Annotated in this window: 23 protein-coding genes and 5 pseudogenes; 19 read left to right on the top strand and 9 right to left on the bottom strand. The window is 71.5% G+C overall.

Annotated features, from left to right (window positions below):
• Positions 1-232: 232 nt before the first annotated feature.
• Entirely contained in the window at positions 233-1,210 is a 978-nt protein-coding gene (locus tag ACN6LD_RS32090) for an ATP-grasp domain-containing protein (protein ID WP_319194812.1), read from the top strand.
• On the opposite strand, the gene ACN6LD_RS32085 is transcribed toward ACN6LD_RS32090, so the two are convergent.
• On the bottom strand, positions 1,194-3,218 hold the full coding sequence (locus tag ACN6LD_RS32085; protein WP_319194814.1) for a PAS domain S-box protein: 2,025 nt from the start codon (positions 3,216-3,218) through the stop codon (positions 1,194-1,196). The genes ACN6LD_RS32090 and ACN6LD_RS32085 overlap by 17 nt on opposite strands.
• Positions 3,219-3,540: 322 nt before the next feature.
• On the opposite strand from ACN6LD_RS32085, the gene ACN6LD_RS32080 reads away from it, so the two are divergent.
• Complete coding sequence (locus ACN6LD_RS32080) at positions 3,541-5,928, top strand: ATP-binding cassette domain-containing protein (protein WP_445045022.1); 2,388 nt, start codon at positions 3,541-3,543, stop codon at positions 5,926-5,928.
• Between the two features lie 73 nt (positions 5,929-6,001).
• Here ACN6LD_RS32080 and ACN6LD_RS32075 read toward each other — a convergent pair whose 3' ends face one another.
• Positions 6,002-6,367, bottom strand: a complete 366-nt coding sequence (locus ACN6LD_RS32075) for a DUF6479 family protein (protein ID WP_319194818.1) — start codon at positions 6,365-6,367, stop codon at positions 6,002-6,004.
• A 228-nt stretch (positions 6,368-6,595) separates the two neighbouring features.
• Here ACN6LD_RS32075 and ACN6LD_RS32070 point away from each other — a divergent pair, with 228 nt between their 5' ends.
• Positions 6,596-6,970 carry a ferredoxin gene (locus tag ACN6LD_RS32070; RefSeq protein WP_445045021.1) on the top strand — a complete coding sequence of 125 codons (375 nt, stop codon included), beginning with the start codon at positions 6,596-6,598 and terminating at the stop codon, positions 6,968-6,970.
• Positions 6,971-7,223: 253 nt separating this feature from the next.
• A complete protein-coding gene (locus ACN6LD_RS32065) occupies positions 7,224-8,402 on the top strand; it encodes an acyl-CoA dehydrogenase family protein (RefSeq protein WP_319194822.1) in 1,179 nt (392 codons plus the stop codon).
• Positions 8,403-8,642: 240 nt separating this feature from the next.
• Here the strand turns inward: ACN6LD_RS32065 and ACN6LD_RS32060 are convergent.
• A pseudogene (locus ACN6LD_RS32060) lies at positions 8,643-8,843 on the bottom strand (helix-turn-helix domain-containing protein); the annotation flags it as partial.
• A 946-nt stretch (positions 8,844-9,789) separates the two neighbouring features.
• Here ACN6LD_RS32060 and ACN6LD_RS32055 point away from each other — a divergent pair.
• The 10 genes and pseudogenes from ACN6LD_RS32055 (at position 9,790) to ACN6LD_RS32010 (ending at position 18,158) form a co-directional block, all read left to right on the top strand.
• The gene (locus tag ACN6LD_RS32055; RefSeq protein WP_319188020.1) at positions 9,790-10,995 is read left to right on the top strand and encodes an FAD-dependent oxidoreductase; all 1,206 of its coding nucleotides are present in this window, start codon (positions 9,790-9,792) and stop codon (positions 10,993-10,995) included.
• Between the two features lie 171 nt (positions 10,996-11,166).
• Positions 11,167-11,331: a hypothetical protein gene (locus ACN6LD_RS32050; protein ID WP_319188018.1), complete on the top strand. Its 165-nt coding sequence runs from the start codon at positions 11,167-11,169 to the stop codon at positions 11,329-11,331.
• 16 nt (positions 11,332-11,347) lie between these two features.
• Positions 11,348-11,745, top strand: a pseudogene (locus ACN6LD_RS32045) (flavodoxin domain-containing protein).
• A gap of 613 nt (positions 11,746-12,358) precedes the next feature.
• Positions 12,359-13,063 (top strand): response regulator transcription factor, encoded by a 705-nt coding sequence (locus tag ACN6LD_RS32040; protein ID WP_319188016.1) that lies wholly within the window; start codon positions 12,359-12,361, stop codon positions 13,061-13,063.
• A complete protein-coding gene (locus ACN6LD_RS32035; RefSeq protein ID WP_319188014.1) occupies positions 13,060-14,460 on the top strand; it encodes a sensor histidine kinase in 1,401 nt (466 codons plus the stop codon). The genes ACN6LD_RS32040 and ACN6LD_RS32035 overlap by 4 nt, the downstream gene beginning before the upstream one ends.
• Before the next feature lie 78 nt (positions 14,461-14,538).
• On the top strand, positions 14,539-14,940 hold the full coding sequence (locus ACN6LD_RS32030; RefSeq protein WP_319188012.1) for a hypothetical protein: 402 nt from the start codon (positions 14,539-14,541) through the stop codon (positions 14,938-14,940).
• Positions 14,937-15,926: an FAD:protein FMN transferase gene (locus ACN6LD_RS32025; RefSeq protein WP_319188010.1), complete on the top strand. Its 990-nt coding sequence runs from the start codon at positions 14,937-14,939 to the stop codon at positions 15,924-15,926. The genes ACN6LD_RS32030 and ACN6LD_RS32025 overlap by 4 nt, the downstream gene beginning before the upstream one ends.
• On the top strand, positions 15,923-16,609 hold the full coding sequence (locus tag ACN6LD_RS32020) for a ferric reductase-like transmembrane domain-containing protein (protein WP_319188009.1): 687 nt from the start codon (positions 15,923-15,925) through the stop codon (positions 16,607-16,609). Before ACN6LD_RS32025 ends, ACN6LD_RS32020 begins: the two co-directional genes overlap by 4 nt.
• Positions 16,606-17,949 carry an NADH-ubiquinone oxidoreductase-F iron-sulfur binding region domain-containing protein gene (locus tag ACN6LD_RS32015; protein ID WP_445045020.1) on the top strand — a complete coding sequence of 448 codons (1,344 nt, stop codon included), beginning with the start codon at positions 16,606-16,608 and terminating at the stop codon, positions 17,947-17,949. Before ACN6LD_RS32020 ends, ACN6LD_RS32015 begins: the two co-directional genes overlap by 4 nt.
• On the top strand, positions 17,946-18,158 hold the full coding sequence (locus ACN6LD_RS32010; protein ID WP_319188006.1) for a ferredoxin: 213 nt from the start codon (positions 17,946-17,948) through the stop codon (positions 18,156-18,158). Before ACN6LD_RS32015 ends, ACN6LD_RS32010 begins: the two co-directional genes overlap by 4 nt.
• 86 nt (positions 18,159-18,244) lie before the next feature.
• Here ACN6LD_RS32010 and ACN6LD_RS32005 read toward each other — a convergent pair whose 3' ends face one another.
• Positions 18,245-18,760, bottom strand: coding sequence for a DUF2231 domain-containing protein (locus tag ACN6LD_RS32005; protein ID WP_319188005.1), 516 nt, complete (start codon positions 18,758-18,760; stop codon positions 18,245-18,247).
• A 282-nt stretch (positions 18,761-19,042) separates the two neighbouring features.
• Between ACN6LD_RS32005 and ACN6LD_RS32000 the strand changes: the two are divergent.
• The 3 genes and pseudogenes from ACN6LD_RS32000 to ACN6LD_RS31990 form a co-directional block, all read left to right on the top strand.
• Positions 19,043-19,324 (top strand): annotated as a pseudogene (locus tag ACN6LD_RS32000) (heavy metal translocating P-type ATPase); the annotation flags it as partial.
• Between the two features lie 50 nt (positions 19,325-19,374).
• Positions 19,375-19,791 (top strand): ATP synthase beta subunit C-terminal domain-containing protein, encoded by a 417-nt coding sequence (locus ACN6LD_RS31995; RefSeq protein WP_445045019.1) that lies wholly within the window; start codon positions 19,375-19,377, stop codon positions 19,789-19,791.
• The gene (locus ACN6LD_RS31990) at positions 19,788-20,384 is read left to right on the top strand and encodes a V-type ATP synthase subunit D (protein ID WP_445045018.1); all 597 of its coding nucleotides are present in this window, start codon (positions 19,788-19,790) and stop codon (positions 20,382-20,384) included. Before ACN6LD_RS31995 ends, ACN6LD_RS31990 begins: the two co-directional genes overlap by 4 nt.
• 28 nt (positions 20,385-20,412) lie before the next feature.
• Here ACN6LD_RS31990 and ACN6LD_RS31985 read toward each other — a convergent pair whose 3' ends face one another.
• The 5 genes from ACN6LD_RS31985 to ACN6LD_RS31965 form a co-directional block, all read right to left on the bottom strand.
• Positions 20,413-21,069: a potassium channel family protein gene (locus tag ACN6LD_RS31985; protein ID WP_319188000.1), complete on the bottom strand. Its 657-nt coding sequence runs from the start codon at positions 21,067-21,069 to the stop codon at positions 20,413-20,415.
• The gene (locus tag ACN6LD_RS31980; protein WP_445045017.1) at positions 21,066-21,725 is read right to left on the bottom strand and encodes a potassium channel family protein; all 660 of its coding nucleotides are present in this window, start codon (positions 21,723-21,725) and stop codon (positions 21,066-21,068) included. The genes ACN6LD_RS31985 and ACN6LD_RS31980 overlap by 4 nt, the downstream gene beginning before the upstream one ends.
• Positions 21,722-22,297 carry a cation transporting ATPase C-terminal domain-containing protein gene (locus ACN6LD_RS31975; RefSeq protein ID WP_445045016.1) on the bottom strand — a complete coding sequence of 192 codons (576 nt, stop codon included), beginning with the start codon at positions 22,295-22,297 and terminating at the stop codon, positions 21,722-21,724. The genes ACN6LD_RS31980 and ACN6LD_RS31975 overlap by 4 nt, the downstream gene beginning before the upstream one ends.
• Positions 22,216-24,546: a cation-translocating P-type ATPase gene (locus ACN6LD_RS31970; RefSeq protein WP_445045015.1), complete on the bottom strand. Its 2,331-nt coding sequence runs from the start codon at positions 24,544-24,546 to the stop codon at positions 22,216-22,218. The genes ACN6LD_RS31975 and ACN6LD_RS31970 overlap by 82 nt, the downstream gene beginning before the upstream one ends.
• Before the next feature lie 215 nt (positions 24,547-24,761).
• Positions 24,762-25,634 carry a universal stress protein gene (locus ACN6LD_RS31965; RefSeq protein WP_319187992.1) on the bottom strand — a complete coding sequence of 291 codons (873 nt, stop codon included), beginning with the start codon at positions 25,632-25,634 and terminating at the stop codon, positions 24,762-24,764.
• A gap of 266 nt (positions 25,635-25,900) precedes the next feature.
• Between ACN6LD_RS31965 and ACN6LD_RS31960 the strand changes: the two are divergent.
• Positions 25,901-25,966 (top strand): annotated as a pseudogene (locus ACN6LD_RS31960) (hypothetical protein); the annotation flags it as partial.
• A 46-nt stretch (positions 25,967-26,012) separates the two neighbouring features.
• Positions 26,013-26,111 (top strand): annotated as a pseudogene (locus ACN6LD_RS31955) (hypothetical protein); the annotation flags it as partial.

The following is a 26,111-nucleotide window of genomic DNA, read 5'->3' as shown; positions in this document are numbered from 1 at the left end:
CAGTGGTCGGCCGGCCCCGCACACGGATCCCCGGGGCCCGCCCCACACTCCTGGTCACCGGCCGTCCGGCCCGGCGCCCGTCCGGGACCGGCGACGGCCCGCACACCGGCGCGGCTTCCGCGGCGACGGGTGCGCGACCACCCGCGCGACAGGCACCAACCCGTGACACCGCTCGGGCCGTGCGAGGGCCGTCCGCGGTACGAGCGCGCGTCGAGAGCCCCTGGAGGCCGCTGTGTCCCGACCGTGCATCGCCCTGATCGCCGACCCCACCTCACCCGAGGGGTGCCGTGAGTACCTCGCCGACGCCGTGGAACTGCTCACCGGCGCGCCACCCGTCCGGGTCGACTCCCGGCACTTCGCGACCGGCGGAACAGGGCGGGCGACCCGCCAAGGGGACCGGTTACGGCTGCGGGTCCCCGAGGAGCGGCTCGACGTCGCGCCCGACGTCGTCCTGCTCTACGAGATCCCGCCGCACCGCCGCCGGGGCCTCGCCGGCTTCCAGAAGCTCCTGGAAGCCCACGGCGTGGTCACCCTGGCCGCCGGTCCCGACGCCTGGCGGACGGCGACCGAGAAGAACCTCACCGTCGAACGCTTCCGCCGGGACGGCGTCGCCCAGATGGAGACCGCCGTGCTGTCCCGTCCCGCCCCGCAGGAGGCGGCCGACGCGTTCGACCGGCTCGGCCGGGACACCTGGGCCAGGCCCGTCGTCGGCACCGGCGGCAACGACACCTTCCATGTCACCACCCCGGCCCAGCTCGAGGACGCCGCCGTGTACTACGCCGAGCGCGGCACCGACTGGCTGCTCTCCCGCGACGCCGGCAACGTGACCGCCGACGGCCGGCGCCACCAGTTCCGCGTCTTCGTCCTCGGCGACCGCGTCGTGCACGCCCGCGAGCACCTCCAGCCCGAGACCGACACCCCCTGCAACACCTGCCAGGGCGCGACCGCCGTCCACATCGCCCCGCCGGACCTGGACCCCCGGCTGGCCGAGCTCGCCGTCGCCGCCACCGCCTCGGTCGGGCTGCCCTTCGCCGGCGTCGACCTGGCCGTGGAGAACGGCGGAGTCGTCTTCGAGGTCAACGTCCAGCCGGCCTTCGTCGACGGGGAGCGCGAACTGCACGCGGTGGCGGTGCCCTACGTCCAGGCTCACCTCGACGCCCTCGCCCTGAGCTGCGGCGGCCCGCCCCGGGGGCTCACAGCCTCAGCGTGAACCATGTCGTCTTGCCCTCGTCCGTCGGCCGCACGCCCCAGCTGGCGGCGAGGGCGCGGACCAGGATCAGACCGCGGCCCGACTCCTCGTCCTCGATCGCCGAGCGCGGCTGGGGAAGCTGCGCGCTGCAGTCGCTCACCTCCACCGTGAGGTCGGTCGCCGTCCGGTGCAGGTGCAGGACGACCGGCCCCGAGGCGTGCTGGACGGCGTTGGTCAGCGTCTCCGACAGCAGCAGGAGGGCGTCGGCGGCGCTGTCCGCGCAGTTCCACGAGGTCAGCGCCTTGTGCAGAAAGGCACGCCCCTCCGGCACGGACGCCGGGACGGCCGGGAAGTGGGTGGTGACGGTGGCCAGCGGCGCGGCCGGGAGTTGCGCCAGCAGCAGGGTGACGTCGTCGTTGTGGCTGTCGGCGTCCGGCAGCAGACCTGCGAGGACGTGGTCCGCGGCGGCCTCCAGACACGGCGTGCCGACGAACAGATCGTCCAGCAGCACGCTCAGTTCGCCGATGCGCACCTCGATGTCGCAGCCCGGCGTCTCGATCAGGCCGTCGGTGTAGAGCACCAGCGTCGCGCCCGGAGGTATCTCCGAACTGGACTGCTCGTACAGGACGTCGCCCACACCGAGCGGGGCGTTGACCGGACAGGGCAGCGCGCTGATCCCGTCGTCCGCCCCGGCCACCAGGACGGGCAGATGCCCCGCCGAGCAGACCGTCACGGTGCCCGCGTCCGGGGCGATCACCAGATAGCAGCAGGTGACGAGCTGGTCGGGCACGTCGAGGTCGGCGACACAGGTGTCCAGCGCCCGCATCAGCTGCCGCGGCTGCATGCCGGTCTTCGCCAGCGCGTGCGCCGCCGACCTCAACTGGCCCATCACGGCGGCCGCTTCGAGCCCGCGTCCCATGACATCGCCTATCAGCACACCGACCCGGTCGGCGCCCAGCGGAATCAGGTCGAACCAGTCGCCGCCCACGCCGGCGCCCTGGGTCGCCGGCCGGTAGCGACTCGCGGTGGCCAGGCCGGGCAGCGCGGGCGGTGTCCCCATCAGGCTGCGCTGCAGCGTCAGCGCGATGTGCCGCTGCTGCTCGTACAGAGCGGTGAGCTCGGCCTCCGCACGCTTGCGGTCGCTGATGTCGCGCACGATCGCGCAGGCCCCGACCACCCTGCCGCTCGTGTCGCGGGTCGGCCACAGCGTCACGTCCACGTCCAGCAGTTGCCCGGTGGACGTCAGCCGCAGCGTCTCGTAGTGCTCGACCTTCTCGGCGTGTCGCAGCCGCTTGAGCAGCTCGCTGACCTCCCCGCGCCGCTCCGGCGGGGCCAGCATCGACACGTGCCGGCCGATGGCCTCTTCGGCCGTGTACCCGTACAGGCGCTGAGCGGCCGCGTTCCAGTAGGTGATGTACCCGTCGAGGGTCTTGGCGAGGATCGCGTCCTGCGAGGACTCCACCAGTGCGGCGAGCTCGTTGATGCGCGCCTCTGCCGCCTTGCGGTCGCTGACGTCGCGCACGGCCGCCGACACCAGCAGGCCGTCCGGGGTCTCCAGCGGGCTCAGGCTGATCTCGACGGGGAACTCCGTGCCGTCCTTGCGGAGTCCGTGCAGTTCGAGACCGGCGCCCATCGGGCGCACCTGCCGGTTGGTCGTGTACCCGCTCCGGTGCGCCGTGTGCTGGCCGTGGAACCGGTGCGGGATCAGCAACTCGACCGGGCGGCCGAGCAGTTCCTCACGGCCGTGCCCGAACAGGGCCTCTGTCTGGGCGTTGACGAGCCGGATGGCGCCCGTGTCGTCGACGATGACCATGGCGTCCGGCGCCGCCTCGAGCAGACCCCGGAACCGCTCCTCCGCCCCGCCGACCGCGTCCTCCGCCGTCCGACAGGCGCACCGCTTCTTCTGCTCACCCGCCTGTCGGACGCCCTGCTTCGCGTCCTTTTGCGCGTCCTGCTTCGCGCCTTGCTTCGCAGCGCCCGCCCCCGCCTTCGCGCGCCGCGCCGGTTCCGCCCGCATCACGCCGGCCATTTTCCACCTCATCCTGCACGACGAATCAGGCCATCTCAGCGCCTCCGGTCCGGCCCCGCTGTGGGTTGTCGTTTACTGTCCGTCCCCTGTTCGAACCTGAACGCCACCGAACCCATCAGTATTCGAGAAGCGGCTGACCCGGCCCGTGGATAGCGTGGCGTCGGACGGACGGACGGACGGTCGGACGGACGGTCGGACGGTCGGACGGTCGGACGGTCGGACGGTCGGACGGTCGGACGGTCGGACGGTCGGGTGGGCCGGGCCGGGCCGGGCAACGGGGGAGCGCGCGGGTGCTCCCGGGCGATTCGAGGGAGAAGAAACGATGAGCATGGCCAGGAGGACGGACGCGCAGTCGTCCGCGTCCCACGTCGCGGACAGCCACGACCTGATCCGGGTGCACGGCGCGCGCGAGAACAACCTCAAGGACGTGAGCATCGAGATCCCCAAGCGCCGGCTGACGGTGTTCACCGGCGTCTCGGGCTCGGGGAAGAGCTCCCTGGTCTTCGACACCATCGCCGCGGAGTCGCAGCGGCTGATCAACGAGACCTACAGCGCCTTCGTGCAGGGCTTCATGCCGAACCTGTCGCGGCCCGAGGTGGACGTGCTCGACGGGCTCACGACCGCGATCATCGTCGACCAGCAGCGGCTGGGGGCCGACCCCCGCTCCACCGTGGGCACCGCCACCGACGCCAACGCCATGCTGCGCATCCTCTTCAGCAGACTCGGCGAGCCGCACATCGGCCCGCCCAGTGCCTACTCCTTCAACACCGCCTCCGTGCGGGCGAGCGGTGCGATCACCGTGGAGCGCGGCACCAAGAAGGCCGTCAAGGCGACCTACTCCCGCACCGGCGGCATGTGCCCCCGCTGCGAAGGCCGCGGCACGGTCTCCGACATCGACCTCACCCAGCTCTACGACGACAGCAAGTCGCTCAACGAGGGCGCGCTGACGATCCCCGGCTACAGCATGGACGGCTGGTACGGCCGCATCTTCGGCGGCTGCGGTTTCTTCGACCCGGACAAGCCGATCCGCGGGTTCACCGAGAGGGAGCTGCACGACCTCCTCCACAAGGAACCGACCAAGATCAAGGTCGACGGCATCAACCTCACCTACGAGGGCCTGATCCCCAAGATCCAGAAATCGATGCTGTCCAAGGACATCGACGCGTTGCAGCCGCACATCCGCGCCTTCGTGGAGCGGGCCATGACGTTCACTGTCTGCCCCGAGTGCGACGGCACGCGACTGAGTGAGGGCGCCCGGGCGTCGAAGATCGACGGGGTGAGCATCGCCGACGCCTGCGCGATGCAGATCAGCGACCTGGCCGAGTGGGTCCGCGGCGTCCACGAGCCGTCGGTGGCGCCGCTGCTCACCGCGCTGCAGCACACGCTGGACTCGTTCGCGGAGATCGGCCTCGGCTACCTCTCGCTCGAGCGGCCCTCGGGCACGCTCTCGGGCGGCGAGGCGCAGCGCGTCAAGATGATCCGCCATCTCGGGTCCTCACTGACCGACGTCACCTACGTCTTCGACGAGCCCACCACGGGTCTGCACCCGCACGACATCAGCCGGATGAACAACCTGCTCCTGCGCCTGCGGGACAAGGGCAACACGGTGCTGGTCGTGGAACACAAGCCGCAGACCATCGCCATCGCCGACCACGTCGTGGACCTCGGCCCCGGCGCGGGCACGGCGGGCGGCAGCGTCTGCTTCGAGGGAACCGTGGAGGGACTGCGCGCCGGCGACACCATCACCGGCCGTCACCTCGACGACCGGGCCGCGGTCAAGGAGACGGTGCGCAAGCCCACCGGCGCGCTGGAGGTACGGGGCGCGTCGGAGCACAACCTGCAAGGCGTCGACGTCGACATCCCGCTCGGGGTGCTGGTCGTGGTGACCGGCGTGGCAGGCTCCGGAAAGAGCTCGCTCGTACACGGATCGATCCCGCCCAAAGAGGGCGTGGTGGCGGTCGACCAGGGGGCGATCCGCGGATCCCGGCGCAGCAACCCCGCCACATACACCGGACTGCTCGACCCCATCCGCAAGGCGTTCGCGAAGGTGAATGGCGTGAAGCCTGCGCTGTTCAGCGCCAACTCCGAGGGGGCCTGCCCCACGTGCAACGGCGCCGGTGTCGTCTACACCGACCTGGCGATGATGGCGGGCGTCGCCACGACCTGCGAGGAGTGCGAGGGGAAGCGGTTCCAGGCGTCGGTGCTGGAGTACCGCCTCGGCGGCCGTGACATCAGCGAGGTGCTGGCGATGTCGGTGACCGAGGCCGAGGAGTTCTTCGCCGCGGGCGAGGCGGCCACGCCGGCCGCGCACCGCGTCCTCGGGCGGCTCGCCGACGTCGGTCTCGGTTACGTCAGCCTCGGCCAGCCGCTCACCACGCTCTCCGGTGGCGAGCGCCAGCGGCTCAAGCTGGCCACGCACATGGCCGACAAGGGCGGTGTCTACGTCCTTGACGAGCCGACCACCGGCCTCCACCTCGCCGACGTCGAGCAGCTGCTCGGCCTGCTCGACCGGTTGGTCGACGCCGGGAAGTCGGTCGTCGTGGTCGAGCACCATCCGGCGGTGATGGCGCACGCCGACTGGATCATCGACCTCGGGCCCGGCGCCGGCCACGACGGCGGCCGCATCGTGTTCGAGGGCACCCCCGCCGACCTCGTCGCCGCCCGCTCCACCCTCACCGGCGAGCACCTGGCGGACTACGTCGGCGCCTGACGGCACCGACACCGTGAGGCCGCGGCGCCCCCTCCGAGGCGCCGCGGCCACCCGGCGTCGGCGGGGGGTCACGTCAGTGCGCGCCGAGTCCGCCGCCGCCGAACGACCCGCTGCTGCCGCGGCTCCAGCGCGGCCGTTTCTGGTCTGTGCTCGCCTTGGTCTGCATGTTCGTCAGCTCGTAGGGGGTGAGGGGGCGTCCGCCGTCCGGCGTCCGGGGCACCTCCTCGGGTTCCCGGTGCTCGCGGATCTCGCGCACCGCCCCGCCGGGCGGTAGCTGCGGCTGTTCCTCGGGGCGCGGCCGATCCGACTCGCGCGATTTGATGCGCGCGCCCAGCCAGAAGCTCCCGCCCAGAACGATCACGAGGAGCACGGGGACCATGAACAGCCCGAGGCTGAGCAGACCGCTCGTGGCGGCCAGCTGCTGGCTTGCGGTAGTCATATCATGAAAATACCCATGAAAAGGACTGCAAACCGAACATTCCGTTCCCAGTTCCGGATCGCCGGCGGCCCTGGTGCTCCTGAATCGGTGCGGCCGGCGCCGCCGGTGTCGCCCGTTCCGCCAGCGCCGCCGGTGTCGCCCGTTCCGCCGGTGCCGTCCGTGCCGCCCGTTGGGTCCTCGGCGTCGGCGGCCGGTTTGGCTCGGCCCGCACCGGCTACCCGCTCAGACGTGACTTCGACGACATCCCAGCAGGAGCTCTTCCGGTTCCTGGAGGACCGCTTCGCCTGCGCACAGGCCTGCACCGAGTGTGCGCAGGCGTGTGCGCTGCGCGCGAGCCTCGTGGACCCGGACGGAACCGACCGGAAGGCGCTGGTGCGCCGCAAGGGCATCATGTGCGCGGAGGTCTGCGACGCGACCTGCCGCGTGCTGTCCGAGGAGAACCGGATGGACGAGGACGGCATCCGCGCCCAGTTGGAGTGGTGCCGCACCGTCTGCCTGGAGTGCGCGCACGCCTTCGACGGGTACCCCGGCGCCGAGGAGGGCGCGGCGGCCTGCCGGGCGTGCGCGCAGGTCTGCACGGACTTCATCCGGACGCTGAACTGAACAGGCCGCGCCGCTGGACCGAACCGTTCGGACCGACCGGCGACCGTGCCGACCGGTGACCACGTCGGCCGGTGACCACGTCGGCCGGTGACCACGTCGAACGTGGGCCGCGCCGACCGGGGCGACGACGCAGACCGCGACCGGCGAACCGGAGCGCCCACGCTTTACGCCGCCTCTGTGCATTCCCAATTTCTGGAACACGTTCTACGGTGTGCGCCGTCAGGACACCGGCCTTGGGGAGCCAGGAGGCGCCGTGCACCTCGACCACACGCCCGAGCAACTGCGGCTGCGCACCGAACTGCGCGCCTACTTCGCCGCGTTGGTGCCGGACAACGCCTACGCCCGGCACTCCGATCCGGTCGGCGCGAAGGCCTTCTACCGCGCCACCATCCGCCGCCTCGGCGCCGACGGCTGGCTCGGCGTCGGCTGGCCCGAGGAGTACGGCGGCCGCGGCCTGACCCCGATCGAGCAGTTCGTCTTCTTCGACGAGGCCGCCCAGGCCGGCGTACCGCTGCCGCTGATGGCGCTGAACACCGTCGGGCCGACGATCATGCGGTACGGCACCGACGAGCAGAAGGCGTACTTCCTGCCGAAGATCCTCGCCGGGGAGATCGACTTCGCCATCGGCTACAGCGAACCCGACGCGGGCACCGACCTGGCGGCCCTCAGGACGCGCGCGGTACGGGACGGCGACGCCTACGTCGTCAACGGGCAGAAGATCTGGACGACCAACGGCGACACCGCCGATTGGGTGTGGCTCGCTGTGCGCACCGACCCCGAGGCCCCGCCGCACAAGGGCATCTCCATGCTCCTCGTGCCGACCACGGATCCCGGCTACTCCTGCACCGTCATCCGCACGCTCGCCTCCCACGACACCACCGCCAGCTACTACGAGAACATCCGCGTTCCCGTCTCCCGGCGCGTCGGCGCGGAGAACCAGGGCTGGCGACTGATCACCAACCAGCTCAACCACGAGCGCGTCACGCTCGCCGCGCACGGCACCATGGCCATCCGCGCCCTGCACGACGTGCAGCGCTGGGCGACCGACACCAAGCTCGCCGACGGCCGCCGCGTCATCGACCTGGCCTGGGTGCGCCGTCGGCTGGCCCAGACGCATGTGAAGCTCGACGCCCTCAAACTCCTCAACTGGCAGATGGTCGGAGCCCTGCAGAACGGCACCCTCACCCCGCAGGACGCCTCCGCCGTCAAGGTCTACGGTTCCGAGGCCCGGCGCGACGCCTACTCCTGGCTGCTGGAGGTCGTGGCGGTACCAGGAGCTCTCCAGGAGGGCTCCGCGGGCGCGGTGCTCCGCGGCGAACTGGAACGCGGCTACCGCTCCGCCGTGATCTTCACCTTCGGCGGCGGCAACAACGAGATCCAGCGGGAGATCATCTCGTGGATCGGTCTGGGGATGCCCCGGGTGCGGCGCTAGGTGTGCTGTCCGGACAGGTTGGTGACGCGGCTGAGATTCATCTGCGCGCCTGCTTCCGCTCGTGCCGTGGCTACGAGAGTCGGATACAGGCCCACGACATCGTGCGCCTTTGTCGACGAAGTACGGGTCCGTCGACAGCTTGAAGGTCTGCGAGCGATGGGGCTGCGGACCGAAAGCCTGCCAGATCCGCGACACGGTCGACTGGGAGAGACCGAGTTCTTCGGCCATCGCTCTCGTCGACCAGTGTGTGGCGTTCCTCGGCATCGACTCCAACGTCCGCTTCACCAATGCGGCGACCTGCTCGTCGCTCACCGAACGTGGGCCGCCGGATCTGGGCAGGTCGCCCAGGCCGGCGATCCGATGCTCGACGAAACGCGAGCGCCAACGGCCCACAGACTGCCCCGTCATGCCCACCAGGGCACCGACATCCCTGTTGGACATGCCGTCCGCACAAGCCAGGATGATCCGGCACCGCATCGCCCACGACTGCGGCGTCGAGTGACGCCGCACCCACCCCTCAAGCGCCGCGCGCTCCTGCACCGACAACACCAACTCGGCCTTCGGTCGCCCCGAACGCGCCATGCCACAAGCTCATATATATAAAAGGAACTCCCGACTCAGAAGACTGGCCGGGCAGGACAAAGAGTCGCAGGAGGTCAGCATGCTCGCGCTGCACCTGCTCCAGTCCGCCCTGGTGCACGTCAACACACTGCTGAGCAGGTGGTCCTGGTCGATCCGAAGTGGGCGGACAAGCTCAGCGACGCGGACCGCCGGGCACTGTCGCCTCCGTTCTGGACCCACGTGAATTCGTACGGCCGGTTCGAGCTGGACATGAACAGCCACCTCGATCTCGACCTGTCTCCCCTTGCGGGGTGCCCGGCCCGCACGCACCCCCCAAGGGGAGACAGCCGCAGCCCAGCCCGACACCTGGCGACCTGCCCGGTGGGGGCCGACGTACCTGGCGAGCAGAGCTCCAGAGCAGCCGGTCTTTCTTCCATTCCTTCTCGGACCCGGCAAGGGCAACCCTTCTCCCTCTCTCCGATGTGTATCGGGACAACATTGAATGAGTGAGCAGAATTTTTCGGAATGGTCAAATCCCTGCTCCCTGACCAGACTTCCATCGATTCGTCAAGGATGAACTCACTATTGCCCCGGCAACCGCCGCAGAAGTGCGAGATCAGTGAAGAACAGCACATCAGAGGACTGGCATGCTAATAACGGCGGGATTTCGGTGTACTCTCTCAGGGCACACGAAATTGCTTTCCGGTTGGTAGTCCGGACCACAGGGCAAGTGTTTCCGCTCTGCGTCAACGTCCTCCCCCTTTAGGGGAGTCCTGGTGTGCTCCGAGTACGAGAAGAACTCTGCACTGGGAGTACTGTGTCTGGAATGCGTATCGTCATCGCCGGCGGCGGGCTCGCCGGGTTGACGCTTGCCCACCATCTGAACCAGAACGGCCTGGACGTGGCCGTCTACGAGCGCGACGCCAATATCGCGGCGCGCGAGGCCGGGTACCGGGTCCACATCAACTCCACCGGCACCTCCGCGCTGCACGCCGCCCTGGAGCCGCGCCTGTGGGAGCTGTTCCTGGCGACCTGCGGTATGCCGAGCGAGGACATGCTCCTGTTCGACGAGCAGCTCAACCTCCGCCCCGGCCGCGACAGGGCGGCCACCGAGGGCACCGGCGTGCCCACCGACATTCCTGAGCACCTGGTGGTGTGCCGCTCGACCCTGCGCCGCATCCTCTACCTCGGCCTGGAAAAGGCCGTGCACTTCGGCTCCCGGGTCACCGGCTACCGCACCCACCCCGACTCGACGATCACCGTCCTGCTGGAGGACGGTGCCACGGTCGAGGCCGACGTACTCATCGCCGCGGACGGCATCAACTCCGCTGTCCGCGCCCAGCGCCTGCCCGAGGTCCAGGTCGCCGACCTCGGCTCCCGGCACATCGCCGCGAAGATTCATCTCACCGACGAGGCGAAGGCCAAGCTGCCCGCCGAGCTGTTCAACGCCTTCTCCCTGGCCTACGACGCCGACTTCACAGGGCTGACCCTCGGCCCGCTGGAGCGCACCGACCCCACCTCGCCGCTGATCGCCGAACAGGACCCCGGCTTCCAACGCGAGGCCACCGCCGACTACGCGCTGAGCATCTTCAATTCCCTCCCCGACCTCATGCTCCCCGATGACGAGCTGTTCACCGCCGGCCCCGACAAGCTCAAGGCACACGCCCTCCAGCGCGTCGCCACCTGGAACCCCGCCCTGGTGGACACCGTCCGGCTCTGGGACACCGCCACCGTCCAGGCCCTCAAGTGCCGCAGCTGCGTGCCCGTCGACGCCTGGGAACCCTCCAATGTCACCGTCATGGGCGACGCCGTCCACGCCATGAGCCCCGCCCTGGGCATCGGCGCGAACACCGCGCTGCGGGACGCGCACACCCTGGGCGACCAGCTGCTCGCCATCTCCCAGGGCGACAAGCCACTCCTCGACGGCATCGCCGCCTACGAGGACGCCATGCGTGACTACGCCTACCACTCCCTGCGGACGTCCGCGTTCGTCGGCCAGAAGGTGATCGGGCACCTTCCGCTGCCTGAATAGTCGCCGTGCTGCTCGGGCGGTGCGCATGGACGCGCCGCCCGAGCCCGCCGACAGCTCCCGATGGACGGAACAGCACCGGATCGACCGCCGAAGACGAGACCGTGCCGCGCGGGCATCCGCGCCCGCCGTCGAGGCACTCAGGGGCCGTAGCGCGCAGCCGACCGGCAGCGTGTGGCGGTAGCGCCCGGTCCAGTCACCTACGACGTTGCCGTCGCATTCGTCGCCCACCATCCCCGGCATGATCTCGGCGGTACGGCCACCGAAGTACTCGCGGACCACGCGGCCCGGCTCGCCCCGCTCACCGACGTGGCCGACGGCTGGCTGCGCAAGCTGTGAGAGGAGGCGGACCACCATGACCGGCAGGACTGGCAAGGTGCTGGTGGCCTGCGGGACGACGAACGGCTCGACGGCACAGACAGCCGAAGCCATCGCCGAGGTGCTGCGCAAGGCCGGGCTGACAGTGGAGGTACTGCCCGCCCGCTCCGTGACGAGCCTGTCCCCGTACGACGCCGTCGTGGTCGGCGGCGGTCTGTACGCCGGACGCCGGCACAGGGACACCCCCAGCTTCGTCCGACGGCACGGGACGCGAACGGACACGTCACCTTCGGCGGTTGCCTCGAAGAAGGTGCGAAGGGGTGGGTGGCCGCAATGATTTCGCCCTCCGGAAAGGGCGAGGACTTCCGGGACTTCACCCAGATCGAAGCGTGGGCAGGGTGCGTAGCGGGTGAGTTGACGGAGCGTGGGACGTGAAGAGGGCGAAGGCGACGCCCCCCGGGGTGCCCGAACAGCGGGCACCGGGGGGCGTCACCGATCCGGCCTGTGCGGGCGCGACGGCGACAGGGCACAAGGACTCACGCAGGAGCACCCCGCGTGACCGCTCCCTTGCGCTACTGGGCCGCCGGCCCACGACCACCGGCCCGGCGGTCGCGGAGCGTTGGACCAGGGCCTGTGCCGTAGGCACGCCGACGTCTTTCAGCACGTGCACGTCGGAGTGCTGCTCCCGCCACGCCCGTAGTGCGTTGGTCAGGCAGCTGTACCTCGTGGTCCTCCCAGGCACCGCGGTCCTCCCTCCGGTACGGCGAAAGACAGTTCGGCCGCGAAGGGGACCGCCGGGCGAGTACTGCGCACAGTCTTTCCCCGTCAAGTTCAGCGTGTGGAAGTGGATTCGGTTCGGGAAGGGGTGCACAGGGCGGAGTCTCCTGCACGCTCAGTGCTGCGCCGGCCGTCGGAGCCTATGGTCTGGTCGACGTGGGTGCTGTTCGCGTCGACGGGGACGTTTGGCCCTACCGTCAGCACGGGGTGCTGACGCACTCTGGGGGAGTCAGCGCAGTAGAGCCCCTCACCCGGGAGGTGGGTGACCCGTATGAACGCCCAGACCAGGGGGGACGCCGAGGAGACTCGGGTGCTGGTCGTGGAGGACGACCGTGGCATCGCGGAGCCCCTGGTGCGCGGCCTTCGACAGGCCGGATACGGAGTCGAAGGCGTCCGGACCGGACGGGCAGCGCTGTCGGCGCCAACACCCGACGTCGTCCTGCTGGACCTGGGGCTGCCGGACATCGACGGCGTCGAGGTCTGCCGGCGGCTTCGTGCCCGATCGGACGCCGCGATCATCGCGGTGACCGCTCGGGGCGAGGAGGCCGACCGGGTGGTGGCCCTGGACGAGGGTGCCGACGACTACTTGGTCAAGCCTTTCGGGCTCGCCGAGCTGTTGGCGCGGATCCGGGCCGTGCTGCGCCGCAGGCGACCTGCGGAGCCGGAGATCCTGCGGCACGGGCCGCTGGCGCTGGACCTGCGCACCCGGCAGGTCTCGGTCGACGGATGTGCGGTGGCGCTGACGCCGAAGGAATTCGGCATCCTGGAGTGCCTGGCCGTGGACCCGGGCCGGGTGGTGACCAGGCAGCAGATCCTGGAGCGGGCGTGGGACGCCCACTGGTACGGGCCGACGAAGGTGCTGGATGTGCATGTGGTCGCGTTGCGCCGCAAGCTCGGCATGCCGGGGCTGATAGAGACGGTCTACGGGCAGGGCTTCCGGCTCGGGACGGTCCAGGAGTCGCAGGAGCAGCCGTGACGCGCCGGATCACCTGGACGCTCCTGGTCCTCACGTCCGTGCTGTTGGTGCTGGCGGTGGTCCCGCTGGCGGTGTCGCTGACGGCGCGCGAGCGCGTCGCCTACCGCGACAGTCAGCGGGCGGCCACACGGGTGATCGCCGCGGCGGCTGAGGAACACCTCTCCGACAGCAAGCCGCCGACCGTCATGCGCCAGGAGCTGGATGCCGCGGCGCGGGCCGGGGACTGCGCCGCGGTGTACGACACCTCCGGGCGCGTGGTGGCCAGTACGTCCTGTACGGCGGCCCAGGGAGAAGAGGCGGAAGAACTGGTGAAGGACGTGCTGGCCGGGCATGAGCCGGAGCCGCCGGAGAACGAGGGACGGCTTGTGGCCGCCGAACCGGCCGGAGAGGTGCGCCGGCCTGATGGGGCCGTCGTCCTGGCCCGCTCCGCCGACCCGCTGGACGCCCGTGTCGCGGCTATCTGGGGTTGGTCCGCCGCGATCGGCGTCGCCGGGCTGGCCGCGTCTGCGCTGCTGTCTGTGCGCCTGGCACGCTGGGTCAGCCGCCCCTTGTCGACGCTGGACGTCAGCGCCCGGCGACTGGGTGAGGGTGCCCTCGACGAGCGGGCCGACGTCGGGGCGGGCCCGCCGGAGGTGCGTCGGCTGGCTGCCACCTTCAACACCATGGCGGCTCGTATGGAAGCCCTGCTCCATGGCCACCGGGCGGTGATCGCGGATGTGTCCCATCAGCTGCGCACCCCGTTGACCGCGCTGCGGCTGCGGCTCGACGTCCTGGCCGCCGACGCCGGGGGCGACACCGCTGCGGAGTTCGCCGCCGCGCAGGAGGAGATCGCACGGTTGTCCCGGCTGGTCGACGGGCTGCTGGCGGTCGCGCGTGCCGAGCAGACGACACCGCGTCCGACCGCGGTGCGGGTCGACGAGGCCATGGCCGAGCGAGTGGCCGCCTGGACGCCCGTCGCCGAGGAACGCGGCGTCCGGCTGACCGTCGTTTCCGAAGGGCCGGCACTGACCGTCGCGCTGGGTGCGGGGCATCTGGAGCAGATCCTCGACAACCTGATCGCCAACGCCGTGGACGCTGTGCCCGAAGGCGGAAGCATCACCCTTGACCGTGGCACGGTGGGGGATGCGGTCCGGGTGTCCGTGCAGGACGACGGACCCGGGATGACGGGCCAGGCGAAGGCGGTCGCCTTCCGCCGGTTCGGTAACCCCAAGGCCCGGGGCGCGGGCCTTGGGCTGGCCATCGTGCACCGGCTGGTCACCGTCAACGGCGGTACGGCGCGGCTGGAGGACACGCATGGTGGCGGGCTGACCGTCGTACTGGATCTGCCCGTGTGGCGGGAGGGTGGGCCCGTGCGGGGCGGGGCGTTGAGATCTTTACCGGTTCTGAAGGAGACGTGAGCGAGTTCCTGGGGGCCTTGAGCACAGCCTGGAGGTGCACGCAGCCGATCCGGGCCGCCGATCTTCAGGAGCGCTGCCATGGCCCCTTCGCCCGAAGACTTCCCGCCGACATCCGCCCCCGCTTTTTCCTCGCACGCACGTGACCGCGGTCTGCAGCGCAGCCGCCGCACCGCGCTGTGGATCGCGGTCACTGCTTCGGCCGGCACGGCGGCTCTGGGCGGCGTCTACGCGCATGTGCTGCCGGCTGGTTCGGCCACCCCCGCGCCGGCGAATGCACCGGTTCATCATCCCGCGGCGTCGACTGCCGCCACGGTGGGGAAGGACGACGAGCGGAGCGAAGAGCCGAACGGTCACGAGGACGGCGAGGGGCACGACGACGAGGAGGGCGCGGCTCCCGTCACGCAGCCGGCTCCGCAGCCTCCGGCCCAGCCGCCCGCTGCGACCCAACAGCAGCCGCAGACCACGACGGGGGCGTCGTGAGCACGCACATCCCGGCCCTGTCTCCCTCTCAGCTCGTCTTTCCGGCCCTCGGCACGACGGCCGCCCTGCTGGTCACGGACCCGTCCGCCCTGTCGGCCGCGGAAGCGGTGCTGCGCGCAGAGCTGGCTGCTGTCGACCGCGCCTGCAGCCGCTTCCGGCCCGACTCCGAGCTCACGCATGTGAATGTGAGCGCAGGTGTCACGACGACGGTCAGCGCATACTTCGCCGAGGCCCTGCAGGCCGCCCTGCATGCCGCCCGCCTCACCGGCGGCGCCGTGGACCCGACCGTGGGCAGCGCGGTGATCGCGCTCGGCTATGACCGCACTTTTGCCTCCCTGGCACCCGAGGACGCGCGCCCCGTCCCGGTGGCCCGACCGGCGATCGGCTGGCGGCGGATCACTTTCGACCCGCGTACCCGCCGACTGTCCCTTCCCCCGGGCACCCGCCTCGACCTGGGCGCCACCGCCAAGGCCCTGGCCGCTGACCGCGCCGCCCAGCAGGTCGCCGCAGTGACCGGCTGCGGAGTTCTGGTCAGTCTCGGCGGCGACCTGGCGGCCGCCGGGCCGGCACCCGAGGGCGGCTGGCGGATCGCCCTCGCCGACGACCACGCCCGCCCTGTCCCGGAAGGCGGTCCCGCCGTGGCAGTGACTGGCGGGGCGCTGGCGACCTCGGGCATCCAGGTGCGCACCTGGCGGCGCGACAGACGGGTCCTGCACCACATCGTCGACCCGATCACGGGCGAACCCGCGGCATCCGCATGGCGCACGGTCACCGTCGCCGCCGCCTCTTGCGTGGACGCCAATGCTGTCAGCACGGCGTCGATCGTGCTCGGCGACGGGGCTCTGGAGTGGCTGCGAGCCACCGCCCTGCCCGCCCGGCTGACCGGTCTCGACGGCACCGTTGTACGTGTGGGCGGCTGGCCGCCCGACGTTCACGCTCCCGCCCCCGCAGACGCCCGGACCGACGCCCACGGAGGCCCGCGATGACGACACTCGCCCTGACCGGCAGCCCTCTGTGGTACGCGAGCCGCGCGGGCGGCACCCTCGCCCTGATCCTGCTCACCGCCACCGTGGTGCTCGGCGTCGCCTCCGGCGGACGCACCTCGCCACGGCGGATCGGCCGGTTCGAGGTCGGGCTGCTGCACCGCAACCTGTCCCTGCTCACCCTGGTGTTCCTCGCTGTCCACGTGGTGACCGCGGTGCTCGATCCGTTCGTGCACCTGAGCTGGGCGGTATCCGTGGTGCCGTTCTCGGCGTCCTACCGACCACTCTGGCTCGGCCTGGGCACGGTCGCGCTCGACCTTCTGCTCGCGGTGCTGGTCACCAGCGCGCTGCGGCGCCGGCTCCGGGTGCGCCACTGGAAAGCTGTTCACTGGCTGGCCTACGCCGCCTGGCCGCTCGCCGTCTTCCACAGCGCCGGCACCGGAACCGACACCCGGCTTTCCCTCCAGCTGTGGCTGTATGCCGCCAGCCTGGTGTCGGTGGTCGGCGCCGTGTGGTGGCGACTGGCGAAGGCCGGTCCGAGGCGGGTCATCGGACGCCTGGTGGCCGCCCTGGCCGCCATCGCCGTACCCGTGGCGCTGACCGCGTTCCTCGCTGCGGGGCCGCTGCAGCCGGGCTGGGCCCAACGTGCCGCCACGACAACGGTCCTGCTCGGAGGCGGACGATGAACTCCTCGACTGCCAGGCCCCCCGCGCCCCACGACCACACCGCTGAGCCGGGCGACTCCACCGTCGCCCGACTGCTGGCCGGATGGCACTCCACCGGTCGACCGGCCGACCTCACCGATCACCTCGGGCGCCACGGGCCGCCCCCTGTCGCCACAGCTCTCGGCAGCCGGACGTCGATGCCGCTGGTGGAGGCTGTCGCATCGGCCGGGCTCACCGGGCGTGGCGGCGCCGGATTCCCCACCGCGCGCAAGCTGCGGGCCGTCGCGGAACGCCGTGGCCGCGCCGTGGTCGTCGTCAACGCCATGGAGAGCGAACCGGCCAGCGGCAAAGACCAGTTCTTGCTCGCCGTCGCACCCCACCTGGTCCTCGACGGTGCCGTCCTGGCCGCGACCGCGGTCGGCGCCGACATCGTCCACATATGTCTGCCGCGCACGCGCATCGCCCAGTACCGCCGGCTCAGCATCGCCCTGGTCGACCGACACCGCGCCCGCCTCGACCCGGTACGGCTGCGCCTGCACGCCCTTCCGCACGCCTACGTCTCCAGTGAGTCGACCGCGTTGGTGCGCTGGCTCAACGGGGGCCAGGCCCGCCCGCAGGGGAGTCCGCCGCGCACCCACGAACGCGGCGTCGCCCGCCGCCCCACCCTCATCCACAACGCCGAGACCCTCGCCCACCTCGCCCTCATCGCCCGCCACGGCCCCGACTGGTTCCGCCGCACGGGAACCCCGGACGAGCCCGGCACCACACTCGTCACCGTCTCCGGCGCCGTCACCACCTCGAGTGTTCAGGAAGTCGCCCTCGGCACGCCGCTCGCCACGATCGTCGACCGTGCCGGAGGGCCCACCGAAGCTCTGAGGGCGGTCCTGCTCGGTGGTTTCGCCGGCACCTGGCTTTCGGCGGAAGACGTGTGCACGCCTCTCACCCGGCGTGACCTGGCTCCCCTGGGGGCCGCGCCCGGTGCGGGCGTGCTCATCGCGCTTCCCCACTCGGCCTGCGGGCTCAGCGAGACGGCCAGGATGCTCGCCTACCTGGCCGCCCAGAGCGCCCACCAGTGCGGTCCCTGCCACTTCGGCCTGCCCGCCCTGACCGAGGACTTCACCGCGCTGGCCGCCGGACACGCCGACCCGGACCTGCTGTCCCGGCTCCATCGCCGTACCGCCCTGCTGCCGGACCGCGGCGCCTGTCGCCACCCCGACGGCGCCCCCCGCCTCGCTGCCTCTGCGCTGCACGCTTTCGCCGACGACGTCGATCAGCACCTCACCCGCGATGTCTGCGCCGCGGCCCGCCGACCAGCCGGGGTCCCCGTGCCGCCCGCCAAACCCCCGGAGACATGGCGATGACCCACGCCAGAAGCCTGCGCATCGACCGCATCGCCTGCACGGGCCAGGGCCTGTGCGCCGAGCTGCTCCCCGAGCTGATCAGCCTCGACGAATGGGGATACCCCGTCATCGAGGACCAAGTCGTCCCCGACCATCTGCGCACCCACACCCGCCGGGCCGTCGCCGCTTGCCCCCGCCTGGCTCTCCACGCCGACGACCCTCCCGGGTGACGCACACAGTGTCCCGTGATACACGCCAGGTGAGCGCCCGCACCAGTACCCGCTAGCCCCGACCGTCGCGGCGAACCCGCCGCAGGTCAGTCATCGTCCCCGTCGCCGCCCGAGGCCGTCTTGGAGTAGCCGTCTTGCCACGCGGCCTTCGCCCCCGAATCGCCGATGCGGTAGACGTCCACGGCGGCTCCCACGGCCACGACGAGCGACAGAACCGCAACCGCGATACGCACGGGAGCGGAACGGCGTGTACCGGTCGAGGTACCGGACGCGGAAGCGGCTGTGCGGCGGGCTGCCCACCAGACGAAGACCGCCAGAACGAACAGGCCCCCTGCCCAGGGCAGCAGGCCGTCGCCGAGGGCAGCGTGCCGGCGCACCAGCGCGTTGCTGTCGACGTGTTCCTCCAGCCACTCCCCGGCCTGCGTGGCCAGCGGAACGCTCACGAGGGTGACCAGGGCCAGCAGCGGCAGCACGATGCCCATGCGCTGTGCCGCGCTCGGCCACATCGCGCCGACCGCGAGTGCCAGCGCGGTCAGCGGAACGAGCACGACGACGAAGTGCACGAGCAGGACGTGCGCAGGCAGGCCGTTGATAAGGCCCATGGGAGTTCCTCCAGCAGGTTGATCACATGATGTGTCGAAGGCGCGCCAGCCTGGCACAGGAAGTTCTCAGATTCTTCTGAGCGCCCACGCCGGCCGAGCCGTCACCGCCTGCCCCGTCCTGGGCCTCCAGATCGGGTGACTTGCCCCCTGTGACGGCGCGCGTGTCCACTGTCCGCACGGCCCGGGAGTAGGGCCGGTCGTCCCTGGCGCCTGCTCGGCTGCCGCGATGTGATGGAACGGACCGACCCGACCGTCATCGCACCGGACGGACCGAGGTACACCATGAACCACACCACCCTTGGAGCGGCAAGGCTGCGCCGCCTGATCGCCGCCGTCGTGTTCTCACGGCTCGAACCCATCCTCCTGGCCGTCACGGCGGCAGCTCTGACCGTCGGCGGCATCGCCTGGCTCACGGATGCCGACGGTCTCGCGGATCTGTTCTGGACTCTGGGCACCATGTCCGCCATCGTTCCCGCGGTGGGTTGGGTGCTGGCTGCCCTGCGGCGTGGACACGCAGGCGTGGACCTCATCGCCGTACTCGCCCTCGGCGGCACCCTGGCCGTGTCACCCATCCCGTACCCGACCTGACCGGCTACATCACCGAGGGACAGATCGTGCTCTCGCCGGAGACCCACGCGCGGGGCGTGTACCCGCCGCTGGACGCCCTGTCCTCACTCTCCCGACTGATGCGCAAGGGCGCCGGCCCGGGTCGTACCCGCGACGACCACCTCGACGTCGCGGCCCAGCTGCTGGCCTCCCTGGCGCGAGCCCGGCAGGTCCGTGATCTCGCGGACCTGGTCGGCCAGGCGGCGCTGAGCCCCACCGACCGCCGTTACCTCGACTTCGAGGAGGCGTTCCTGAGGGACTTCGCCGACCAGCGCAGCGACGAGTCCCGCAGCCTCGACGCCTCGCTCGAACGCGGCTGGCGGGCCCTGCTCACGCTGCCCCGCGGCCAGCTCTCCATGCTCCCCACCGGGCTCCTCGACGCCCACGGGGCGAAGGACGCACCGGACTCGGAGGCGTCCCGATGACCGGCGCCCGCAGTACACCGCCCGGTCGGGCGGGACGGCTGCGACTGCGGCACAGCCTCGATGTCGCCGAACGCGGAGCCGACCTGCTGGAGCAGAAGCTCCGTATCCTGCGTTCCGAGCACGAGCGGCTGCTGAGCGCGGAGAGGTCAGCAGCCCGCGCCTGGCGGGACCTGCTGTCCGAGGCCGAGGACTGGCTGCTGAGGGGGCTCCTCCTGGGCGGGGAACAGGCCCTCGACGCGGCCGCCGCGGGCATCGGTTCCGCCGAGGTCACACTGCGCTGGACCACCTCCACGGGGGTACGCCACCCCGCGGCGGCCGCTGTGTCCGTACCCGCCCGATCACTCACCGCCGCCGCTCCCACGAACACCGCCCTCGTGCACGCCGAAGCGGCCTACGGCCGTGCCCTGCGCGCCGGCGGCGAGTACGCCGCCGCTCATGCTGCCGCCGAACTGCTGGGCACCGAGGTCATCAGCACCCGGCACCGGGTCCGCGCCCTGCGGCGCCACTGGATTCCCCGCCTACGGGAGGCGCTCGACCGGGCCGACCTCGCCCTGGAGCAGGCCGAGCACGAGGACGGCGTCCGGCGGCGCTAGGCGGCCCGGAGCCCCGAGCGGTGACCGTTCACTGGAACGCCGCGTGGATCTCCTGTTCGGTCGCGTCGTGCGAGACGAGCAGGATCTCGTCACCGGGTCGGAGCCGCACAGCCGGATCCGGCACGGTCGGTTGTCCGTCGCGGACGATCGTGGCGACGACCGTCCCCTCGGGCAACGGGACGTCGCCCAGGGCACGGCCCGCCGCCCTGGACCGCGGGGTGATGGCCGTTTCGATGACGTCGACGCCGGCCTTGCTGAGCCGCAGCAGGGCGACCGTGTCGGTGGCCCCGGTGGCCTCCTCGATGAGGGAGATCAGCGGGGTGGCGGCGGGAACGGCGACGTCGACGCCCCAGCGGCCGTCGAACAGCCAGGCGTTGTCGGCGTCGTTGCACCGGGCGGCCACGCGGGGCACCGAGAACTGCCGTTTGGCGAGCAGGCTGATGACGAGGTTGTCCTCGTCGTCCCCGGTGGTGGCGATGAGGAGGTCGGCGGTCAGCGCTCCGGCGTGCTCCAGGAGGTCGGGTTCGCAGGCGTCCCCTGCGACGAGCCGCACGGAGACGCGGCCCGCCAGTTCGGCGAGGCGGTCGTCGTCGGCGTCGATCAGCGTCACCTCGTTGTGGGCGGCCGCGAGCACCTGGGCGATCTGGGCGCCGAGCCGCCCGGCCCCGGCGATGATCACGTTCACGTCCCCAGCTCCTTGTCGAGAAAGCCGCGCAGCCGGCCGAGCGCGGTCGCGGCGACGGCGAAGGTGACCAGGTCGCCCGCCCGCGCGGGCGTGCTGTGCGCGGGGATCAGGGAGCGCCCCGCGCGGGTGACCTCGACGACGCGGATCTCGCCGTCGACCTCGAACTCGGTCAGCGGCCGCCCGGTCAGATAAGCGGGCAGTTCGGAGCGGTAGAGCAAGGTCTCACCGTTGCCGAAGCTGATTTCGGGGGAGAGATGGCGGTGCAGCAGCATCTGGTGGATCTGGTGGACCGTCCAGCGGACGCTGGCGATGGTGGGGATGCCGAGATCGCGGTAGATGTCGGCGCGTCGGGGGTCGTAGATGCGGGCGAGGACGTTCGGCACCCGGTAGGTCTCCTTCGCCGTGCGCGCGCTGACGATGTTGCTGTTGTCCCCGGAGGTGACGGCGACGAAGGCGTCCGCGTGCTCGATGCCGGCGGCCTCGAGGACGGAGCGGCTGTAGCCGTTGCCCTTGTGGAAGCTGATGCGGGGGCTGTCGGGCAGCCGCCGGCCCGCCTTGGGCCGCCGGTCGACGACCTGCACGTCGTGCCCTTCGGAGGCGAGCAGACCGGCGAGGGCGGCGCCCACCCGTCCGCAGCCGACCACGATCACCTTCACCGCTGAGCTCCCTTCGGGGGGTCGGCGCGGCGGCGCAGCCACCACTTGCGGACTTCGTCCGCGATCAGGGGCAGGGTTCCGAGCCCGGTCAGTACCGCCCAGTCGGCGGCGTCGAGCGGAGCGGTGTGGAAGACGTCCTGCAGCAGCGGCACATAGCTGATCGCGGCCATGAGGGCGATGCCGAAGCCGCCGGCCGCCAGCAGGGCCGGATTGGACAGCAGCCCCACGTTCAGGATGCTCTGGCGGTCGGTGCGCACCGCGAGCGCGTTGAAGAACTGGCTGAGCACGATCCCGGCCTGGACCATGGTGATCGCTTCCCGGTAGACGGGCGTGTCCTTGGTGAAGTCGTCGAACGGGATGCCCGAGGACCCGACGTGCCAGAAGAAGACGGTGGTGACGCACAGCGCCTGGATGCCGCCGAGGAACAGGATCCGCCCCACGACGGCGGACGAGAACAGCCGTTCCCGGCGAGAGCGCGGCGGGCGCTCCATCACGTCGGGCTCGGGCGGCTCGGCGCCCAGGGCCAGGGCGGGCAGTACGTCGGAGCCCAGGTCGATCGCCAGGATCTGCACCGCGCTGATGGGCACCAGAGGAAAGCCGGCGAAGGTCGCCGCCAGGATCGGGACCAGCTCTCCGATGTTGTGGCTGAAGAGGTAGACGAGGAACTTGCGGATGTTCTGGTAGACCGCCCGGCCGAGCCGCACCGCACCGCGATCGAGGCGAACGAGTCGTCGAGGAGCACCATCGAGGCCGCCTCACGGGCCACGTCGGTGCCCGACGCACCCATCGCCACGCCGATGTCGGCGTGTTTGAGCGCGGGGGCGTCGTTCGCGCCGTCCCCGGTGACCGCCACCACCTCACCCCGCCGCTGGAAGGCGGTGACCACCCGCATCTTGTGCTCCGGGCTGACCCGGCACAGCAGAAGCTCGGACGGTTCGGCGATCAGCGCGTCGAGCGCCTCCTCGTTCATGGCGTCGAGCCGGGTGCCCGTCACCACGACAGGATCCGGCCCCCCTACGATCCCCACCCGCCGCGCGACGGCCTCCCCGGTGAGCGGGTGGTCGCCGGTGACCATGACGATGCGGATGCCCGCCCCGCGGCAGGCGGCGACCGCCTCGGCGACCTCCGGGCGCGGTGGGTCCAGCATGCCGACCAGCCCCAGGAACGTGAGCTGCGACTCCGCCTCGTCCTGCGCGGGGCGGGACCGGTCGAGCTCCCGCCGCGCGACGGCCAGCACCCGCAGCGCCTGCGAGGCCAGCGCGTTGCTCGCCGCGAGGACGGCCGCCCGGTCCCGCTCGGTCAGCGGCCCGCGGTGTTCCTCCCACTCCACGTCGGTGCACCGCGCCAGCAGCTCGGCCGGCGCTCCCTTGACGCACGCCTGGTAGCCCGCGCCGTTCTTGTGCACCGTGGTCATCAGCTTGCGGTCCGAGTCGAAGGGGAACTCGGTGACTTGCGGAGCCGCGGCCTCCTCCGCGACCGGGTCGAGTCCGGCTTTGGCCGCGACCACGAGCAGCGCGCCCTCGGTCGTGTCGCCGAGCACCCGCCAGCGCTGCACGTCATGAGGCGGAACCAGACGAGCGTTGCAGCACAGCGCCGCCACCCGGAGCAGCTCGCGCACCGCCCTCGCGTCGGCCACCTCACCGCCCGGCGCGTATCCCACCCCCGTCACCGGGTGCGTCGCACCCCCCGCCCACACCCGGGTGACGGTCATCTCGGCCTGGGTGAGCGTTCCGGTCTTGTCGGTGCACACCACCGTGGTCGACCCGAGCGCCTCCACCGCGAGCAGTTTCTTGATCAGAGCACGGCGGCGCGCCATCCGCCGTACGCCGATCGCCAGCGACACGGACAGGGTGGCGGGCAGCCCCTCCGGCACCATCGCCACCATCACCCCCAGCGCGAACACGAGCGCGGACACCAGGGACTCCCCAGTGGGCAGCCGCACGGCGAACATCAGGGCGCCGATCGCCAGGGCCGCCCCCGCCACCCGCCGAGCCATGGAGGCCACCTGGTGCTGCAGCGGCGTCTTCTGCCGCGGGGCCGCCGCGGCCAGCCGGTAGATCCGCCCGAACTCGGTCGCCGCACCGGTGGCGTAGACCACGGCGCGTCCGGATCCGGCGACGACGTCGGTTCCCATGAACACGCAGTTGCGGGCGTCCAGCGGCGGTCCGGCCGCAACCGGATCGGCCGTACGGCCCACCGCGTTGCTCTCCCCGGTCAACGGCGCGTTGTTCACCGTCAGCTCGTGCGCCTCGACCACCCGGCAGTCCGCCGGAACAGCGTCCCCGGACTCCAGAACCACCACATCGCCCGGCGCCAGGTCCCGGGCGGGCACCTCCAGCCGCTCGCCGCCTCGCAGTACCCGGCAGGTGTGGGGCACCATCGCCTCCAGCGCCTGAGCCGTGCGCTCGGCCGAGTACTCCTGCGCGAAGCCGATGGCGGCGTTCAGCACCACGACGCCGAGGATCGCCACCGCGAGCTGAAGAGTGCCCACGTCACGCGGCTCCTGAAGGCCGTAGGCCAGGAAGGTGATCCCCGACGCGACGAGCAGCACGACCGCGAAGAGGTCCGTGAACTGCGCGCCCAGCTGCCGCCACACGGGGCGCCGCCTCGTCCGCGGCATCTCGTTGGGCCCGCGCCGCTCCAGCTCCGCCCGAGCCCGGTCCGCCGACAAGCCGCGCCGAGAGGTGCCCAGAGCGGTGAAGACATCACCGGCGGCCAGCTCCCGTACCGCAGGATGCGGACCGGAACCGGCGGCCGCGTCGACCTCGACCGCCGCGTCCGACCCTCCGCCTGGTACCAGCGGGTCCGTGCCGGTGCGCATCATCCGGACCCGTACGGCGCCGAGGCCCTCGGTTCCGGCGGAGCCGGTCGGATCGCGCGGAGGGCCTTGCGTGAGGCTTCCATCACGGACTCCAGTGAGTTCGGCGGCCGTCCGGCCGGTGTGCCGCCCTTGAGCGGCAGCGCCCTCTCATCGTGGTACGGGCCGTCCGGCGCCACCAGGGTCGTACGGGGCAGGGGATGGCGCCGTTCGGCGTCTCACACCGGGACCGTGATGACGGGGCAGTGGGCGTGGTGCAACACTCCCTGGCTCACTGAGCCCAGCAGCAGGCCCATGAAACCTCCGTGCCCGCGGGTACCAACGACCAGGCCCAGCGCGTGTTCCGAGGCTTCCGTCAGGACCCGCACCGGGTGGCCGAGGACGACCTCGTGGTGCAGCTCCACTCCCGGGTACCTCGCGGTCCGGCCCGCGACCGTCTCGGACAGCACCCGGCGGCACTCCCGCACAGCGGCGTCCTCGTCCAGGACACCGAGGAGCGGCGGATGCCACACGTACAGGGCCCTGAGGGCCGCTCCGCGCAGGGCCGCCTCCTCGAACGCCACGTCCACCGCCACGGCCGCGTGCGGACTGCCGTCCACGCCGACGACGAAGTACGCGGGCTCCTGAGTGATGTGCTCCGGCTCCGGAACGACGACGACCGGACAGGGAGCGTGGGCGGAGACAGGCAGCGCCACGGAGGCGGAGGTGAACATTTCACGCCGGGTGCGCAGATGCCAGGAGCCCACCACGACCAGGGAGGCGTTCCGCGCCTCCTCCCGCAGCACCCACGCGGGCTCTCCTTCCGCCAGCATCGTCGACACCTCCACCGTCGGCCGCCGGGACTCGACGAAGGCGACCGCCTCCTTGAGTACTTCGGCACCCGCTTCGTGCAGTGCCCGGTTCCACTCCTCCCAGGACGGCAGTGCCTCGCCCGTGCGGTATCCGCCCGTCGGTACGCCCTGGGCGTGGACGAGCCGCACCGGCAGGCCACGGCGATCCGCCTCGTCTGCGGCCCAGGCGAGTACCAGCCGCTTCGAGGGATCGGGGTCGACACCCACGACGATCGGCTCACGCCCGTGCGCACTGCTCATGGCACCTCCAGCAGACTCCCGTGCCGCCGTCCTTTCACTGCCTTCCAGCGTGACCCCAGCCGTCGGCAGCCGCCACGTCACGGCCTCGTGGGCGCTGATCCAGCGGTTCGCGGATTTGTGGTGCCGCAGGGTGGCTGAGGTGGGCGGCTGCGCGATGTGCAGCCACTTGATGCGGGGCGGCGCAGCCTGGTGGAGCCTGGCAGGAGGGACACGGCCCAGCCGGCGGCGGGCCGGCTGGGCCCGCGGCGCATTATGGAGGTGTCGTGATGGACCCGGTCGTCGTGGGAGTGGACGGCTCGCCGTCGAGCCTCGACGCGGTGGAGGTCGCGGCACGTGAGACCGGACTGCGTGGCGTGGGACTGCGGCTGGTGCACGCTCTGGCGCGCGCCTATCGCCTCCCTCAACTACCTGCTCACCTCGCATGTCTGGCGGCAGGACCACAACGGCTTCTCCCACCAGGACCCCGGTTTCGTCGAC

This window comes from Streptomyces sp. SAS_272 (assembly GCF_052543235.1).
Note: the sequence above shows the minus strand (reverse complement) of the source record. Positions and strands in the feature narration are given on the sequence as shown.